12 protein-coding genes are annotated in these 17,276 nt (G+C 62.0%); 7 read left to right on the top strand and 5 right to left on the bottom strand.

Annotated elements, in window-relative coordinates:
- The first annotated feature begins 13 nt into the window (after positions 1–13).
- Together DIE22_RS26220 and DIE22_RS26225 are read left to right on the top strand one after the other, a co-directional pair.
- Positions 14–1,168 carry an ABC transporter permease gene (locus DIE22_RS26220; protein ID WP_124500349.1) on the top strand — a complete coding sequence of 385 codons (1,155 nt, stop codon included), beginning with the start codon at positions 14–16 and terminating at the stop codon, positions 1,166–1,168.
- A gap of 4 nt (positions 1,169–1,172) precedes the next feature.
- Complete coding sequence (locus tag DIE22_RS26225) at positions 1,173–2,339, top strand: ABC transporter permease (RefSeq protein WP_124500348.1); 1,167 nt, start codon at positions 1,173–1,175, stop codon at positions 2,337–2,339.
- 13 nt (positions 2,340–2,352) lie between these two features.
- Here the strand turns inward: DIE22_RS26225 and DIE22_RS26230 are convergent, their stop codons facing one another.
- Both DIE22_RS26230 and DIE22_RS26235 read right to left on the bottom strand, forming a co-directional pair.
- A complete protein-coding gene (locus tag DIE22_RS26230; protein WP_124500347.1) occupies positions 2,353–3,684 on the bottom strand; it encodes a carotenoid oxygenase family protein in 1,332 nt (443 codons plus the stop codon).
- A 15-nt stretch (positions 3,685–3,699) separates the two neighbouring features.
- Positions 3,700–4,326: a DUF2239 family protein gene (locus tag DIE22_RS26235; protein WP_124606438.1), complete on the bottom strand. Its 627-nt coding sequence runs from the start codon at positions 4,324–4,326 to the stop codon at positions 3,700–3,702.
- A gap of 297 nt (positions 4,327–4,623) precedes the next feature.
- Between DIE22_RS26235 and DIE22_RS26240 the strand changes: the two genes are divergently transcribed.
- Positions 4,624–5,964, top strand: coding sequence for an MFS transporter (locus DIE22_RS26240; protein WP_124500345.1), 1,341 nt, complete (start codon positions 4,624–4,626; stop codon positions 5,962–5,964).
- A 62-nt stretch (positions 5,965–6,026) separates the two neighbouring features.
- Positions 6,027–7,427, top strand: coding sequence for an enolase C-terminal domain-like protein (locus DIE22_RS26245; protein ID WP_124500344.1), 1,401 nt, complete (start codon positions 6,027–6,029; stop codon positions 7,425–7,427).
- A gap of 46 nt (positions 7,428–7,473) precedes the next feature.
- Here the strand turns inward: DIE22_RS26245 and DIE22_RS38950 are convergent, their stop codons facing one another.
- Together DIE22_RS38950 and DIE22_RS38955 are read right to left on the bottom strand one after the other, a co-directional pair.
- The gene (locus DIE22_RS38950) at positions 7,474–7,983 is read right to left on the bottom strand and encodes an arginase family protein (RefSeq protein ID WP_260426771.1); all 510 of its coding nucleotides are present in this window, start codon (positions 7,981–7,983) and stop codon (positions 7,474–7,476) included.
- Complete coding sequence (locus tag DIE22_RS38955) at positions 7,941–8,456, bottom strand: hypothetical protein (RefSeq protein ID WP_260426772.1); 516 nt, start codon at positions 8,454–8,456, stop codon at positions 7,941–7,943. Before DIE22_RS38955 ends, DIE22_RS38950 begins: the two co-directional genes overlap by 43 nt.
- Before the next feature lie 79 nt (positions 8,457–8,535).
- Here DIE22_RS38955 and DIE22_RS26255 point away from each other — a divergent pair, with 79 nt between their 5' ends.
- From DIE22_RS26255 to DIE22_RS26265, 3 genes are all read left to right on the top strand, one after another.
- A complete protein-coding gene (locus DIE22_RS26255; protein WP_260426773.1) occupies positions 8,536–9,219 on the top strand; it encodes a CGNR zinc finger domain-containing protein in 684 nt (227 codons plus the stop codon).
- A 531-nt stretch (positions 9,220–9,750) separates the two neighbouring features.
- Entirely contained in the window at positions 9,751–10,179 is a 429-nt protein-coding gene (locus DIE22_RS26260; protein ID WP_124606439.1) for a very short patch repair endonuclease, read from the top strand.
- On the top strand, positions 10,176–11,588 hold the full coding sequence (locus DIE22_RS26265) for a DNA cytosine methyltransferase (RefSeq protein WP_260426774.1): 1,413 nt from the start codon (positions 10,176–10,178) through the stop codon (positions 11,586–11,588). The genes DIE22_RS26260 and DIE22_RS26265 overlap by 4 nt, the downstream gene beginning before the upstream one ends.
- Before the next feature lie 119 nt (positions 11,589–11,707).
- Here DIE22_RS26265 and DIE22_RS26270 read toward each other — a convergent pair whose 3' ends face one another.
- Entirely contained in the window at positions 11,708–17,275 is a 5,568-nt protein-coding gene (locus DIE22_RS26270) for an ATP-binding protein (protein ID WP_124606440.1), read from the bottom strand.
- Position 17,276 lies beyond the last annotated feature (1 nt).

Consider the following 17,276-nt stretch of genomic DNA (forward strand, 5'->3'; position numbering starts at 1 on the left):
GGGAGCGCGCAAGATGATCGTGCTGAAGCTGATCGCGCGCAATGCGCTGCGGCACCGGCTGCGCACGCTGCTGACCGTGCTCGGGCTGACCATCGCGGTGCTGGCGTTCGGGCTGCTGCACACCGTCGTCGACGCGTGGTACGCGGGCGCGGCCGCCGCGTCCAGCGGCCGGCTCGTCACCCGCAACGCGATCTCGCTCGTGTTCCCGCTGCCGGTCAGCTACGAGAACCGGATCCGCGGCGTCGACGGCGTGACGGCCGTGGTCCGCTCGAACTGGTTCGGCGGCGTGTACCGCGACCCGAAGAACTTCTTCGCGAGCTTCGCGGTGTCGGAGAACTACCTCGACCTGTATCCCGAATTCATCCTCCCGGCGCAGCAGCGCGCCGACTACGACCGCGACCGCCGCGGCTGCCTCGTCGGGCGGCAGCTCGCGACCCAGTTCGGCTTCCGGATCGGCGACGTGATTCCGCTGAAGGGCACGATCTATCCGGGCACGTGGGATTTCGTCGTGCGCGGCATTCTCGACGGCCGGGACGACTCGACGATCACGCGCCAGCTGGTGTTCCACTGGGACTACCTGAACGAGACGGTGCGCAAGCGCACGCCGAAACAGGCCGACCAGGTCGGCGTGTTCGTGCTCGGCGTCGCGAATCCGGACGACGGCGCCGCAATCGCGCGCAACGTCGACGCGGTGTTCAGGAACTCGCTCGCCGAAACGCTGACCGAGACCGAGCAGGCGTTCCAGCTCGGCTTCGTCGCGATGTCGAACCAGATCATCGCGGCGATCCGCGTCGTGTCGTACGTGGTGATCCTGATCATCATGGCCGTGATGGCGAACGCGATGGCGATGAGCGCGCGCGAACGCACCGCCGAATACGCGACGCTGAAGGCGCTCGGCTTCGGCCCGGGCTTTCTCGCGCTGATCGTGTTCGGCGAATCGGTCGTGATCGCGGTGGTCGGCGGCGCGCTCGGGATACTCGCGACGCCGCCGGCCGCGGTCCTGTTCAAGCAGGCCGCCGGCGGGATCTTCCCGGTGTTCAAGGTGTCGGCCGGGACGATGGCGCTGCAGGCCGCGTGCTCGGGCGCGGTCGGCCTCGCGGCCGCGCTCGTGCCGGCGTGGCAGGCCGCGCGCGTGCGCGTGGTCGAAGGCCTGCGGGCGATCGGGTAGGCGCATGGCGATTCCGCTGACCTACATCGCGCGCAACCTGTGGACCCGGCGGCTCACCACCGCGCTCACCGCGGGCGGCATGGCGCTCGTGATCTTCGTGTTCGCGACGGTGCAGATGCTCGATGCGGGGCTCACGAAGACGCTCGTGTCGACCGGCGAACCGGACAACGTCGTGGTGATCCGCAAGGGCGCCGAAACCGAGATCCAGAGTTCGATCGACCACCAGCAGGCCAACGCGCTCGAGATGCATCCGGCCGTCGCGCTCGGCCCCGACGGCCGGCCGCGGGTGTCGAAGGAAGCCGTCGTGCTGATCTCGCTCGTGAAGACGTCGACCGGCAAGCCGTCGAACGTCGTGATTCGCGGCGTGTCGCCGGCCGGCCTCGCGCTGCGGCCGCGCGTGAAGCGCGTGGCCGGCCGCACGTTCGCGCCGGGCTCGTCGGAAATCGTCGTCGGCAGCGCGATCGCGAAAGGCTTCAGCGGCACGCAGCTCGGCGACCGCCTGCGTTTCGCGCAGCGCGACTGGACCGTCGTCGGCGTGTTCGACGCCGGCGGCAGCGGCTTCGATTCGGAGATCTGGGGCGACGTCGACCAGCTGATGCAGTCGTTCCGGCGCTCCAGCTACTCGTCGATGGTGCTGCGCATCCCGAGCGCCGACGGCTTCGCACGCTTCAAGGCCGACATCGACGTCGACCCGCGCCTGACCGACGAAGCGAAACGCGAGCAGACGTTTTACGGCGACCAGTCGAAGGCGCTGTCGACCTTCATCAACATCCTCGGCATCACGCTGTCGACGATCTTCTCGATCGCCGCGATGATCGGCGCGATGATCACGATGTATGCGTCGGTCTCGAACCGCACCGCCGAGATCGGCACGCTGCGCGCGCTCGGCTTCAAGCGCATGAACGTGCTCGCTGCGTTCCTGCTGGAGGCGCTGCTGCTGGGCTTCGCCGGCGGCGTCGCGGGGCTCGCGTGCGCGTCGCTGATGGAGTTCGCGTCGTTCTCGACGACCAACTTCCAGACCTTCTCCGACCTGTCGTTCCGCTTCGTGCTGACGCCCGCGATCGTCGTGAAGACGCTGCTGTTCTCGCTGTTGATGGGGCTCGTCGGCGGGTTCCTGCCGGCGATGCGCGCCGCGCGGCTGAACATCGTCGACGCGCTGCGCGCGCGGTGACGCGCGCGGCCGCTCAACGTGCGCGCGGCACCCACGCGCCGTGGAACCCGGCCGGCACGCGACGCGGCAGGTGCACCGTCGCGACCGGCGCCGCATCGATCGCGCGCGCATCGAGGATCACGACGTCGCTCGTATCCGTCACCGCGCGGTAGACCACCACCAGCAGCCAGCCGTCGTCCTCGTCGCTGCCGCCCGGGCGCGGCACGAACACCGGCTCGCCGTTCTGGTCGCCGGCCGGCACCGCGTAGCGCGTCGTCGTGCCGCGCACGTGGTCGAAGCGCATCACGCCGCGCATTTCCGCATTGTTCGGCTGCTCGGCCGCATACAGGTAGCGGTAGCCGCGCCCCGTCCGGCTTTCGTTGATGCGCGGCAGCTCGATGCCGCCGTCGGCGAGCGGCCCTTCGTCGACCAGCCCGTTCGCGGTGTCGATCACGTAGCGCCACAGCTCGCCGACCGGGTTGTCGGCAAAGCGGCCGGTGCGCGCGTCGAGCCGCAGGAACCACGGATAGCGGACCACATCGAGCACGATGCACGACGCGTCGCAGTCGTACGCGTTCACGACGTGCTGGATGAAGCACGGCTCGATGCCGAACCAGCGCACGTCGCCGCCGTGGCGCGGGATCACGCCGATCCGCGCGTCGCGGTCGTCGTGCCAGCGCAGCGGCATCCGGTGCCCCTGCTTCAGCATCGCGAAGTCGTAGCCGACGTTCAGGTCGAGCAGCAGGCTGCGGGTTTCGGTGATCGCGAGGTCGTGCATCATCGACGGTGCGCGCACCTCGACGGCAAGGTCGACGCGCTGCACGCCCTGCGCGTCCGCGACGCCGTAGCGTAGCCACGGTTCGCGCCAGTCCGCGCGAAACAGGATCAGTTCGCCCGTCACCGGATCGACCTTCGGATGCGCGCTCATCGCGCCGCCGAACGCCGCGTGCCGCGCGGGCGCACCGAGCGTGTCGAGCGCGGCGGTGATCGCAAGCGGCGCGCCGCCTTCGGCCAGCGCGAGCAATTCGCCCGCATGCAGCAGCACGTTCACGTTCGGATTCGTGTCGGACAGGTGCGGCGCCTGCGCGGGGGCATGCACGGCGGCCCAGCGCCGCGTGCGCGCCCAGCGGTTCCGGTAGCCGGCCGCGCGGCCGTTTTCGAACGCGATCGCGTGCAGCATCGCCGCTTCCGGCCACCACGACAGCACGTCGTTCCCGTCGAAACGGCCGCCCGGCGGATTCGGGCCGTTGCGCAGCAGCGTGCCGTCGAGTTCGGGCGGGATCGTGCCGGTCACGCGCAGGTCGACCAGATCGACCTCGTCGGCGACCGGCGCGATAGCACCGTGATTCAGGTCGAATACGGTCATCGCCTCGGCGCTCCGTCAGCAGTCTTCGGACGACGGCGGCAGATCGCCGCGCGCCAGCGCGAGCGCGTGGTCGCGCACGTCGTCCGGCCAGCCGGCGATCAGCTCGGCCATCCGCGCAAGGTCGTTCGCATACAGCGCACGCGCGGCCTCCTCGAAACCGGGCAGGTCGCCCGCGATCGCCGACATGAAGTGGTACGCACGCGCCTGCGCGCCGCGACGCCGGTCGGCCGCCGCATGCGTGCGCCGCGCGTCCTCGACGAGCTTGCGCAGCGCGACCGACGCGCCGCCCGGCTGCGCGGCGAGCCAGTCCCAGTGACGCGGCAGCAACGTGACCTCGCGCGACACGACACCGAGCTTCGGGCGGCCGCGGCCGCGTTGTTCGCCGGCGCCAGCCGGCTCGCCGGCTGGCGCCGGCGCATCGGCTGGTGCCGCCGTGTAACGCCCGCGGATATCGTCCGCCGTGCCGCGCAGGTCGAGGTCGATCGCGCGGCCGGTCGCGTCGTCGAAGATCACGATCGTGCCGGACATCGTGTCGCCGGACGCCTGCCGGACCGCGACCGCCACAGCCGCGAGGGGGCCGGACGCGATGCGGCGGTGGCCGTCGAACGCCGAGTAGGAAGGGAAAAGCGCGGAAAGTGTCATCGTGGTCGCCCGTGGGCAGCAATCAGAATGGCGCTATTTTTATCCGGGTATAAATTGAATGTCAATATCACCCGGGTAAAAATTTGATATCTCGACGCGACCGATCGATTCAAATCCTGAATCGATCAAGTCAGTAATTGGCATGAAAGTGCAATTTTCGCCATGACAGAATGATCCGGACGCCCCGTCCCGGGGCATCGGCGTCCGGCCTCCGGCCGGCAACCTCACCACGAAAAAACGCGCGCACCCGACGCGCAGCCGCACGACGGCACCTTCCGCTCTTCGGAGGAGACAGTCATGAATCCGCTTCACGCATTGCCGGCGTCCGCGTCGGCAACGGCCCGGCGCACCCGCGTGCGCTGGCTCGTGCTGACCGTGCTGTTCGCGGTCACGACGATCAACTACGCGGATCGCGCGGCGATCGCGATCGCGGGCCCGGCACTCGCCCGCGCGATGCACCTGAGCCACGTGCAGATGGGCTTCATCTTCTCGGCATTCGGCTGGTCGTACGTCATCGCGCAACTGCCGGGCGGCTGGCTGCTCGACCGCTTCGGGTCGCGCATCGTCTATGCGTTCAGCATCTTCTTCTGGTCGCTGTTCACGCTGCTGCAGGGCGGCATCGGCTTCTTCGGCGGGGCGGCCGCATTCGCGCTGCTGTTCGCGCTGCGCTTCCTCGTCGGCGCGGCCGAGGCGCCGTCGTTCCCGGCCAACAGCCGGATCGTGTCCACCTGGTTCCCGGCCTCGGAGCGCGGCACCGCGTCGGCGATCTTCAATGCCGCGCAGTACGCGGCGACCGTCGTGTTCGCACCGCTGATGGGCTGGCTCGTGCACGCGTTCGGCTGGCAGTCGGTGTTCGCGGTGATGGGCGTGCTCGGCTTCGCGTTCGTGCTGGTGTGGAACCGCACGATGTACGACCCGAAGGCGCACCCGCGCATCAACCGCGCGGAGCTCGACTACCTCGCCGAAGGCGGTGCGCTCGTCAACATCGACCAGGCGACCGGCGCGCGCGACGGCGGCCCGTCGCTGCGTCACGTGAAGGCGCTGCTGAGGAACCGGATGCTCGTCGGCGTGTACGTCGCGCAGTACTGCATCAACGCGCTCACCTACTTCTTCATCACGTGGTTTCCCGTCTATCTCGTGCAGGCGCGCGGGATGTCGATCCTCAACGCGGGGCTCGTCGCGTCGATCCCCGCCGTGTGCGGGTTCCTCGGCGGGATTCTCGGCGGCATCGTGTCCGACGCGCTGCTCAAGCAGGGCCAATCGCTGTCGGTCGCGCGCAAGGTGCCGATCGTGATCGGCATGCTGCTGTCGATGTCGATGATCGTCTGCAACTACACCGATTCGCACGTGCTGGTCGTGCTGTTCATGGCGCTGTCGTTCTTCGGCAAGGGGCTCGGCGCGCTCGGCTGGGCCGTCAACGCCGACACCGCGCCGCGCCAGATCGCCGGCCTGAGCGGCGCGCTGCTCAACACCTGCGGCAACCTTTCCAGCATCACGACGCCGATCGCGATCGGCTATATCGTCGACCGCAGCGGCTCGTTCAACGGCGCGCTCGTCTACGTCGTCGCGCACGCGCTCGTTGCCGTGATCTGCTACCTGTTCGTCGTCGGCGAAATTCGCCGCGTCGAGCTGAACTGAACGGCGCGGGCCGCGCCGGCGCGTCCGGCAGCCCGTGCATCAACGGAACCAGGAGCGAACCGATGTCCGAATCCCGCCGTGCCGGCACCCCGCGCGTCACGCGCATGCAGGTGATCCCCGTCGCCGGCCGCGACAGCATGCTGCTGAACCTGTGCGGCGCGCACGCGCCGTATTTCACGCGCAACCTCGTGATCCTCAAGGACAGCAGCGGCCACACGGGCGTCGGCGAAGTGCCCGGCGGCGAAGGCATCCGCCATGCGCTCGAGCGGATGACCGATCTCGTGACCGGCCAGTCGATCGGCCGTTACCAGGCGACGCTCAACACGGTGCGCGCGGCGCTGTCCGGCAGCGATGCGGGTGCCGGGCGCACGATCCGGCACGAGGTGACGTCGGCCGGCGAGGCGGCCGTGCTGCGCCAGCCGCACGAGATCAACCTGCGGCTCGACAACGTGATCACCGCGATCGAGGCCGCGCTGCTCGACCTGCTCGGCCAGCATCTCGACGTGCCGGTGGCGGCCCTGCTCGGCGAAGGCCAGCAGCGCGACGCGGTGCCGATGCTCGCTTATCTCTTCTATATCGGCGACCGGCGCCGCACCGACCTGCCGTATCGCGACGAAGCGCAGGCGCGGGACCCGTGGTTCCGTCTGCGCAACGAAGCCGCGCTCACGCCGGCCGCGATCGCGCAGCAGGCCGAGGCCGCGGTCGAGCGCTACGGCTTCGTCGATTTCAAGCTGAAGGGCGGCGTGATGGCCGGCGCGGACGAGATGGAAGCGATCGCGGCGATCAAGGCGCGCTTTCCCGACGCGCGCGCGACGCTCGACCCGAACGGCGCGTGGTCGCTCGACGAAGCGGTCGCGCTGTGCCGCGGGCAAGGCCATCTGCTCGCGTATGCGGAGGACCCGTGCGGGCCGGAGGCCGGCTACTCCGGCCGCGAGGTGATGGCCGAGTTCCGGCGGGCGACCGGCATCCCGACCGCGACCAACATGATCGCGACCGACTGGCGTCAGATGGATCACGCGGTGCGGCTGCAGGCGGTCGACATCCCGCTCGCCGATCCGCACTTCTGGACGATGCAGGGCTCGGTGCGGCTCGCGCAGCTGTGCCGCGACTGGGGACTCACGTGGGGTTCGCACTCGAACAACCACTTCGACGTGTCGCTCGCGATGTTCACGCACGCGGCCGCCGCGGCGCCCGGCACGATCACCGCGATCGACACGCACTGGATCTGGCAGGAAGGCGACGCGCGGCTCACGCGCGAACCGCTCGAGATCGTCGGCGGCCGGGTGGCCGTGCCCGAGCGGCCGGGGCTCGGGATCGAGCTCGACATGGCGCAGGTCGAGGCCGCGCATGCGCTGTATCGGGAAGTCGGCGGCACGGCGCGCGACGATGCGATGGCGATGCGTTATCTGGTGCCCGGCTGGACGTACGATCCGAAGCGGCCGAGTTTCGGGCGTCGCCAATAGGCTCGCCTTCGCGTCGCGGCGGCCGTCGCCCGTACGACGGGCCGCGCTATCGGCTACGCGCCCCCGGCAGCGCGGCCGCGCTCCGTGCGACGCTGCACGCGATCCGGTCCGCATGCGCGAGCGCCGGATCGAGCCCCGGGTCGTAGATCGTGAAGTCGATCCCCGCAACGCGGCCGGATGCGACGAGCGGCCCGAGCAACGCATCGAGCCCGTCGAAGTCCAGCCCCGGCGAGCCGGGCGAATCCACGGCCGGAAGCTGCGACTGATCGAGCACGTCGAGATCGACGTGCAACCACACCCGCCGAAGCGCGCGCATGCGCAGCCAGTCGACGAGTTCGCGAGCAACGGCGGCAGGCCCGCGCGCCAGCAACTGCTGGATCGTCGTGCGCGTGATCGCGGTCCGGACGATATCGCCGTAGGCGGCCTCGAACGCGGCGGATTCGGCGTCGCGCTCGCCGACCTGGCATGCGTCGCGATCGTCGACCAGCGGGCCGTCCAGATCCGGCCAGCACGTCAGCAGCGGCTCTCCTCGGCCGGTCGCCAGCGCGAGGTCCATCCCCGCCGCGGAGCCGAGCCGCGTCGACGTGTCGTAGTTGCCCGGATGGAAGAAGTCGCTACATGGACAAGCCCGCTGCCGCCTGCGTGCCGGTTTCCCAGCAGGCATCCGAGCAGGATGCTGCAGTCGCCGCCGAGCACGATCGGAAAGGCGTGCCGGTCGAGCGCGCCGGCGACGTGCGCGGCAAGTTCGAGCGAGAACGCGCGGATCGACTCGCCGTTACGGATGCGGGTGCCGGGTTGCGGCTCGAACGCATAGGCGGGATGCTGGAGCCACGAAACGCGCGCGCTCAGACGTGCGGCGAGCCCGGTAGCGAGCAGCGCGTCCGGGCCGCGCCACGTGTCGGGCTCTCGTCCGGCGCCGTTCGGCTTGAGGCCGAGGCTGCTCGGCGCGGCGATGAGTTCGATCGGTCGAGCGACACCGGTTGACGAACGTTCAGCCTGCAGGTCGGACGAAGCGGTCGGCACCGTCATGACTTCTCCTCGCGCAATTGTGGTCATCATGCGTGATAACCTGTCAAAAGGTCATCAAAGGTTAGCATCGATTTAACCCATGTCAACGATTTCACCGGTTATGGAAGCGCACACGTTCGAGGCTCGCGATTTCATCGGCGGTCACTTCGTTCTCGACTTCGTCAACACGATGACCGGCCGTGACGAGACGCCGCGCGACTGGCTGCCCGATTATTCCGCGTATCTCGCGTGGCTGGCGTCGTCGGGCTTGCTGCCGGCGCTCGACCTGAAGCCGCTCGCGGCCCGCGCGGCCGAAGCGCCCGCGGCGGCCGACCGTGCGCTGCGCGATGCCAGGCGCTTGCGTGAAGCGTTGTTCGGCATTTTCGATGCGCTGGCGCACCGCGCATCGCCGGGCACGGCGGATCTCACCACGCTGGAGCACGTGTGGCGGCGCGCGGTGAGCGGGCAGCGCCTCGTCGCGACGGCGGCCGGACGAGTGGAATTCCACGACGCGCCGGATACGCGCGGCGGCACGGACCTGCACCTGCCCACCGATCGGATTGCGCTCGACGCGGTGAAGCTGCTCCAAGCGATACCGGATGGTCGGCTCCGGATGTGCGCGGGGCCGAATTGCGCGTGGCTGTTCATCGACAGCTCGAAGACGGGGCGCCGCAAGTGGTGCGACATGGCAACCTGCGGAAACGTCGCGAAGGCACGACGGCATTACCACGCGACAAGGCACGGGGCGGCCGGGCCGGCACACGATCGCGACGCGGCCGAATAGGAACGGGTCGCGTCGAAAGCAAGGTATGAGGCGCCTGCGTTGTGCGCGGCATGCTGGAAAACAAAAAGGGCCCGGTCTTGCGACCGAGCCCTTCGGATTCCGTTGGGCGGAGGTCCATCAAGCTGATGACTTAACCACCTGTAATTTATAGGTATATTAGGCCATATCTACGGCTGTTACCCCCATCGTTACCCCAATCAAACTATCGCTGATAAAGGCCGGATCACTAGCTTGAGCAGCCCACTTACTGAGATTGTAGTTGCCCGATAGGGCGAAGGCCCTCCCCTGAAATGCGTTCTCGACGGATGGCATTTGGCGATTCGACATACATCTCCCGGCCATGCTACCGTCTATCGTCGACATCTCATCGCGAGGTGACTTATCGGGCCGGATCATCAACGGCCGTCGGAATAGGCGCGATATGCCCCCTAATTCAAAATGGCCGAATACTTTGGAAAACGCAACACCCTATTCGGCAATGACCCACCGTCGTTTAACGAGAAATAATAGTTACTGTTTGTCTTTCACAGAATGACAGACAAAATCTCGCAGATACTCCGATCAAAGATAATGCGCTCTATTAAGAGCTCCGGCACGAGACCGGAGCTACTTGTACGCAGCCTCGTCTTTTCGCTTGGGTATAGGTACCGGCTTACGCGCCCTAAACTTCCGGGACGACCTGACCTCATCTTCCCTGGGAGAAAAAAGGTAATATTCGTCCACGGATGCTTCTGGCACGGACACTTCTGGTCGGTCAAGGAATGTCACCTCGCCCGCGAGCCCGCCGGTGAATACTGGAAAACAAAGCTCGTACGCAATGTGACGCGCGATCTATCCGTCGTTGAGGAACTTCATGCGATCGGCTGGGACGTCCTGATCATTTGGGAATGCCAGCTTGCAAATTTGTCCACTGTTCGTGAGAACATCGTCGCCTTTCTGGGGCCCTCCCGCACCCGTTGACTCTGGCCACTAACGAGCGTCACGGCGGCCTGGCCATCAACGGCGAAGCATGGCAGAATCTCGTCGGTCAAACGGACCTCACATCTGCCGTGAAAAGAAACAAACCCTTTCGCTTTCTCGATGTATTCGCCGGGTGCGGCGGGCTCTCACTCGGGCTCGCTAACGCTGGCTGGCGCGGAATCTTTGCTGTCGAAAAAAACCCACAGGCCTTCTCCACCCTCGAGCACAACCTTGTCGGCGGGAAAAAGTCACATTTCGACTGGCCGCGATGGCTGCCAAAGCAAGCGATGGCAATTGAGGAGCTGTTGTCAACCTACGCCGAGCAAGTTCATCGCTTGCAAGGCAGCGTCGACCTCATTGTCGGCGGCCCCCCATGTCAGGGCTTCTCGACCGCTGGGAGGAGGAACCCGAAGGATCCGCGCAACAAACTCACCGAGCAATATTTAGCTTTGGTCGGGCTAGTTAAGCCAAAATTCCTCGTTATCGAAAATGTGTCTGGATTCGATATAAGCTTCGTTGATTCCACCAAAAAAAAGCGAAAACCTAACGACGAGTCGTATGCGGCATATGTTGCGAGGCGACTGGAACAGCTCGGCTATCGCGTCTCAAAAGGGCTTGTGAACTGTGCGACATTTGGAGTTCCGCAAAACCGATTTCGTTTCTTAATGATTTGCGAGTTATCGACGCTTGCACGCCGCCCGGTCGACCTCGTTGAATCGCTAACAAAATATTCCTCCACGTTTCGGGAACTTAAACGACTGCCTGTCGACCGATTTGTAGGAACCGCGGAAGCGATCTCGGATTTGGCGGTTGAGGGCAAAGAATTAGTGCCGCATACCGATACTAGTAAGCCCGGCTTCTTTGAAGCTGTGTATGAACCGCCTGCGAAGCCGTCTCCCTATCAGGCACTCATGCGCAAAGGCATGGGCAACCTCGCACCAAACAGCAGGCGCCTACCGAACCACAAGCCCGATACGATCGCCGCCTTCCAGCTCTTTCAGCGCACATGCCGACCCGGAAAGAAGGTTTCGGACACGGAACGCGAAGCTCTTGGAATGACCAAGCATAGCCGGACAATGCTGCACCCCTCGCTTCCGTCTCCGACAGTCACAACCCTTCCCGACGACATATTGCACTACGTCGAACCGAGAATTCTGACAGTCCGCGAAAGCGCCCGCCTTCAGTCGTTCCCTGATTGGTTTGAGTTCCAGGGGAAATATACAACCGGAGGCCACAGGCGCAAGTTAGAGACGCCTCGCTATTCCCAGGTAGGAAATGCAGTCCCCCCTTTACTCGCCGAGGCACTTGGGCGAGTTCTGAAAGAGCGGAATAGGCTACTCGGCAAACGGCGGTCCAAGGCCCGAGTGAAGCGGGTGCAGCGTCGCACTGCCGTCGCGCCGGCATGTTAAGTCACAGCGACAAGCGAGTTCTAATAAATGTAGATTTCCGCAGTCGCGCCACCCAAGGAATTTGGGCGGCGCGATGACGGATCCGCGGACCGGCGACAGCCTTGCCCACTCCCTTTAAATCATCCTTCCAATGCGCGCAATCCTGCGCCTGTTTCCTCCACTACCCCCATTTCCATCAGGGCTGAAACGAGGTATTCCAGATTTAACCGATCCGCATTTACGCCTGGCACCGCCAAATCTTGACGCTTTATCACACCTGCCTTAGTAATAGCATCAAGAACCAACATCATCGGATACCCGATCGTCCTTATTATCACCGGCTCATACTGCGAATTTGTCAGAATTGCCTGAAACATTGATAAGCGCTCAACTTGCTCTTCAGGCAACGAGCCACCCACAAGCTTTTCGATGTCTCGAACACGCCCTTTATCTGCACCGTTTCCGTGCAAAAACTTCGTATTGAGTGACGCCGATATATCTGCAGGAAAATCTGTCGGATATTGTGAAGACAGAACCACTCCTACGCCATACGCGCGGCATTCACGGACAAATTGCAGTACAAATTCAGAATCCAAGACACGGTGCGCCTCGTCAAAAACAAAAAATTGACGGAGTGTGCCAGAGTGTTCGCGCGCATTATAGAATCGGTGTGCTGACATAACAAGAATCTTCGCCACCGCGTTTTTAATGCGATCACTCTGAATTTTACTTAAATCTACCACATAGGAATCGTCAAGCATTGCATCGAATCGTCTGAGTCTCGATTCCACCGGAAAAATACCCAGATCGAAGAGCGGGTCCAGGCGATTATATGCATTTTGATTCAGAGACTCCAATTTATCGCCAACCTCGTTGAAATCCGGAAAATCCAATCCAGGAGTTACGCTCACCGCCCCTCGCGAGGGAATGCCTCGGCCCTCAAAGGACTCTCGTATCGCGTTTTTAACTGCAACCTCTTGCTGATCGCCGAGATTGAAAGTGCCCCGGAGTATATCCACCAGCCCATTTATGTGCTCAGACACCGGCAAATACTCAGATTCCGAATTCGGGCGCTTGAGCGGCACCGGGATCAGTGGATTAAACGGAAGCCCATCAAAAGACACGTATTGGGCGTGCAACTTCGCTGTTTCCAGAAAATGCTGGTCACTTGCGAAATCGTTCTTAAAATCCAACAAGAGCACATTTCTGCCTTGTTCTCGCAAGCGACAAACAAGCGTCTTAATTAGTTGAGTTTTCCCTTTCCCAGACGAGCCCGTAACCATTACATTGTAGTTGTCTAACGGCCGCTCTGAATTCTGGGGAGCATAAAAATAGCCGCTCGCACCAGCAGTCCCAAGAAGAATTGGTTTCAATGCACCAACTGACGTACTCAATCGACCTATGTTCGCATTATCCGCGGAGCCGCTCCCGGTTGAAACGGCCGAGTCGATTTGCGTGGCAGAAGCTGCTTCCACCATTGAACCTTGCCCCCCAGAGCATTCCTGAGAATGAGGTGGTTCCGTACGGTCGCCAGCCCCGTCGTCAGTCGCGCCGTACTGGCCCGCGTCCTCGCTAGCAAACGGACTGACGGAATTTGCTGCACGGAAAAGCGCGGAAAAGTTTTTTGATAGTTTATCCCGGACTTCCAGCAGAGCCGAGCTTTCAGAGATGCCCGGCCAGTGCCCCGGCGCGAGACTGATTGAGAGACCTTGACCGAGGGCATAGGAAGCTTCACTCGCCATACAGTCAGTAACGACAACAATACTACCCGCCACGGGTGGTACTAACTTAATTCGGCCATTGAGGACGAGTTGTAGAATCTTAGCCTCGAGAGTTGCCTGTTCCGCTTTGCTGCCATCCACAAGTTCCTTCGAGAGACGCAATCCGAACGTTAACAATGCCAAAAATGCGAGTCTTTCTGGAATCCCATCTGGGGTTAGTGCCGCATCGATCAAAATATTCAATCGCCGCAGTGTGGCGTCGGCTTGTTGCCGTGCAACCTCGAACTGATCCTTGGTAAAGCCGTTGCTCGTGTACTTACATTCAATGGCACTAAAAGACAGGCCTAGCATGTCGCCTTCTAGCACCGCCAATTGAACTGCCACTAAATCGGCACGCTGTCGAGGACCGAAATCGGCGCCATCAAATGACCCATCAAGAATTTCCTGGAACGAGTCTACGGGCAAGAGGAAACCTCTAAGTGGGCCGTCGTTTTTGAGCGGCGAAAGCGCCCCTCCCGAAGGGAAAAAGAGACGAACGGCGGCAACGACGCCAATAACGCCCAGTGCCCGACTTCCCGATCGCAGACTCTCACCACCTAACGCCATGCCCACACGCCCCAGCTCGGCGAGAACATCGGGCGCCAAAGGGTTACCTTGCAGCACCGGGCTTTTATTCAGTTCATGCGACACACTATTAGGAATGTGCGATAGCACGAAATAGCTGTTGAGCGCTCCCGTGAGACTCATTCTGTAGTCCCACAGAGCGGCATTACTGCCATTACGTGCCGCGGTCGTGACATATTTTACGAAGACCGCCGGGTCAACGTGGTTGCCCGGAATGACGGTCCAAAGGTGATCTAAGGACCCGGGGAGATCTGCTTCCCAACTTACCACGCGCTCCTCGCGCGGGAGATCGCCCAAAATCCGACAAGCTTGGGCAAAGCGTTCACCCAGAGTAGCTCCGCTCGCTATAGACCGGTCTCTCTCGAAAGCCCGCGATTGAAGGCTTCCACTGGCAGAGACGCCAACCTCTTTGACCGGCGCGCAGAACGCCGCAAGGAGGCCGCTGCCTCGCGGCATCGTGGCATCGCCTCCAGTGTCGCGAGCAGTTGTAGCTTTACCGGGAGAGATAAGGTGGACGTCATTGAATCGCCCTTCCGAGACAAGCTCTTCGGCGCCTTCGTAAACACATATGGGAGGGTCTCTCCATTCTTGCGTCTCGAGCGTGCTGGCGTCAGGGACTAAGATGTGAATTCCGCCCGGAATCTGCCGACCAATTTCGCTTGGCTCGTCTCCGTCGTAAAGAATGCCTTGCGCGGATTCGACCAGTCTGGAGGGCTCGTAAGAAGCATCTGCTACTACCGAAATTGCGCGGCGTGTTGGGAACGCATTATAGAAGTCTTGCAGGTACCCCTTTGCCACAAGCTCACGCGATGTGGGAACGACGCCCATTTCCAACCCGTGAACATGCCGAAGTGATTCGGCGACGGATAGATAACGATTTTCGCCAATTACGCCATGCGATAGCGCTCCTAGCCAGCCTGGGTCAGACGTTGCAGACACATAGAAATTTTCAAACGTCTTCCCATCGTCAGCAAGACCACTGAACCAGCGAAGAGAATTCACCTGGTCTAAAAGTAGCGCTAACATTTGCGACTTGCCGTTGGTCGTACCGCTGGCATGCCGTCGGGCGCTCGCCACCACCGCCGATTGCACCATGAAACGTTTAGCGATTGTGATCGGATGCCAAGGGCCAAGCAGGATGACCTTCCGTGGATCTTTCGCTCCATCCCAATGAACCACACAGTCGCTGTAGATAACGCGAAATAACTCGGGCCACGAAAGCTCATCGATGTTTTGACTCACGAAATCCAAGGCGGAAATGTAAGCACCAAGATACGACGCAAGAAGCGTTTCGAGCTCGAATCGACTAGGTAGAGAAAAGACTGGGATATAGGCATAATCGGGCCACTGCGAGTCATTTTCGACGTGAGCCCGGATCGCACTCAAAATCCGATTGCGCTCCTCCACATAAGCATTTACTCGCTCTTGAACGCGCGAACTAATTGTCGCACCCTTAAGAATATACGGTAGCTCGCCTATCTCGAAAAAACATATTTGAGTTTCCTCGATAATTTGAATGGGCTCATTCTCTGACAGCAGATTTGCGATGATAGGGCGCCCTTGCGAACCGGACCGCTCGAACACCTGAGCGAAGCGGCGACGAGACTTTGAGCTCTCGTCGATACCTCCAAGACCTGAATACCCCTGCGTCGCCTTCCCGCTGAACACGTCTAAAATACGTCGTAGGGACGAGCTCTTACCGTCACGCTGAAAACGTGCCAACTGCATGACTAGCTCGCGTTCAAGCGTAAATTCGCCGCGAACAATTTCCTTTGCTTCGACATCAAAATCGATGGCGAGCCCAGACGCACGCAGAGCAACACTAGTGTGCACAGCACCGTTAGCCGCTGGATCAAAAGTCTTTGTAGACCGAAGTACCTTAGGATTGTCGTCAACGCATTGAAGCTGACTGACTTCACCGTCAATTTCCAATTCGCCGTCGGCGAAGGAATCCCAGGAGATTGCGGTCAACGTGGCCGGTTCATTAACCTCCACGGTCTCCCCAACATCGCCCGGGTCTGACGGTTGCCGAGAGTCTCTCCCCACAATGATCTTTCCAACTGGCTCGACAATCGCGACAAGAGGCTGATTCGGGCCGCAAGGAACGACATTTACCCGTCCTGAAGCCAAGATGCGATCCGCACGCTCGACCGTAATTCGCAGGCTTCTCTTCTTAGGCGATCCCGCTGAATCAAACAATTGATCGAACGAAATTGACGTCTCACATACACCGTCTGATGCCGAGCATTCTTGCTCAAAAAGCGCCGCCCGCCCACGACCACGCGCGATGACCTTTGCCCCAGCCGACCCAGCGGCGAGTCCCTTGTAGGTAATGCGAAGATTAATACACCCGCCGTCCAAGAGCACAACGGTCTTAGCGTCCTCTGTTATCGCTCCTGCATCGGTACTCACATCCACTTTAACGTCGACTTTCTCCACGCTAGGTGAGACATCCAAGAGGCGTTGAAGCGCCTCCAAGTCCCATGTCCTCCAAGTGTCGAGATCCTTCCAGCAGCCTCTGAGAGCAAGAACTCCCTGCTGCTTGTCGTCACCCCGTCTAGTGAACAAATCAATGATCGATGTCAGCGACGACTTTAGCAGCATCGCGTGCTCTTGTTGCGGCTCGATCTCGTCTATGCGGTTGAGGAGCTCTGGCTTCCCGCCGACCTCCTTCAATCGCCGATCGAGCTCACCTATGGTGCTCCGGACGCTTTTGAAAAATGTATTAGCTGCTGCTTTATCGCAAAAATCAAACGAGGTGGATCGAGGAACACCAAAATGAAACAGTAGCCGTTGAATCGGCTTTAGCTCCGCCGGTCGCTGAGGATCATATCCCCCAAGCATCTGATCCAAAAACACCTGACCACGCATCATCGAATCTCGGCACTCCGCCCGCGCCATCTCGATGACGTGCTTAAACCCCAGCTCATCGTCAACGTCGATCGACCAGTGCGTTAATAGATCACTTAAAACCGGGCCATCAAATCGGAAATACTCATTTCCCCCGTCTATCCAAGGCCATTCGTCGCCGAAGGCGAAATTCCGCATAGCGCCGCCAACGCCGATCACGGAATCCTGAATGCGCGACATTTCCCCCGGCCACACAGCGACTACCATGTCTCCCTGCCGCACACTAGTTACAGCTTCGGCCCGTATCCAACGCTTCGCTGCATCGGGCGACTCTGTCTCTGGGATAACAAGATAAGAGGGCAAATCTTTGTCCAGAAGGGCGCTTTGCAGGTCAATTGCGATCGATGCGGTCAACGCCGGGATGACAAGGCGGCACTCAACTCCACCACTCTTGAGTTCCTTAAAATATTTCTCTGCGAGCGCCGCCAAGGTAAGAACGAGTCCGTTTTCCATT

The sequence above is a fragment of the Burkholderia sp. Bp9142 genome (assembly GCF_003853415.1).
Classification (GTDB): domain Bacteria; phylum Pseudomonadota; class Gammaproteobacteria; order Burkholderiales; family Burkholderiaceae; genus Burkholderia.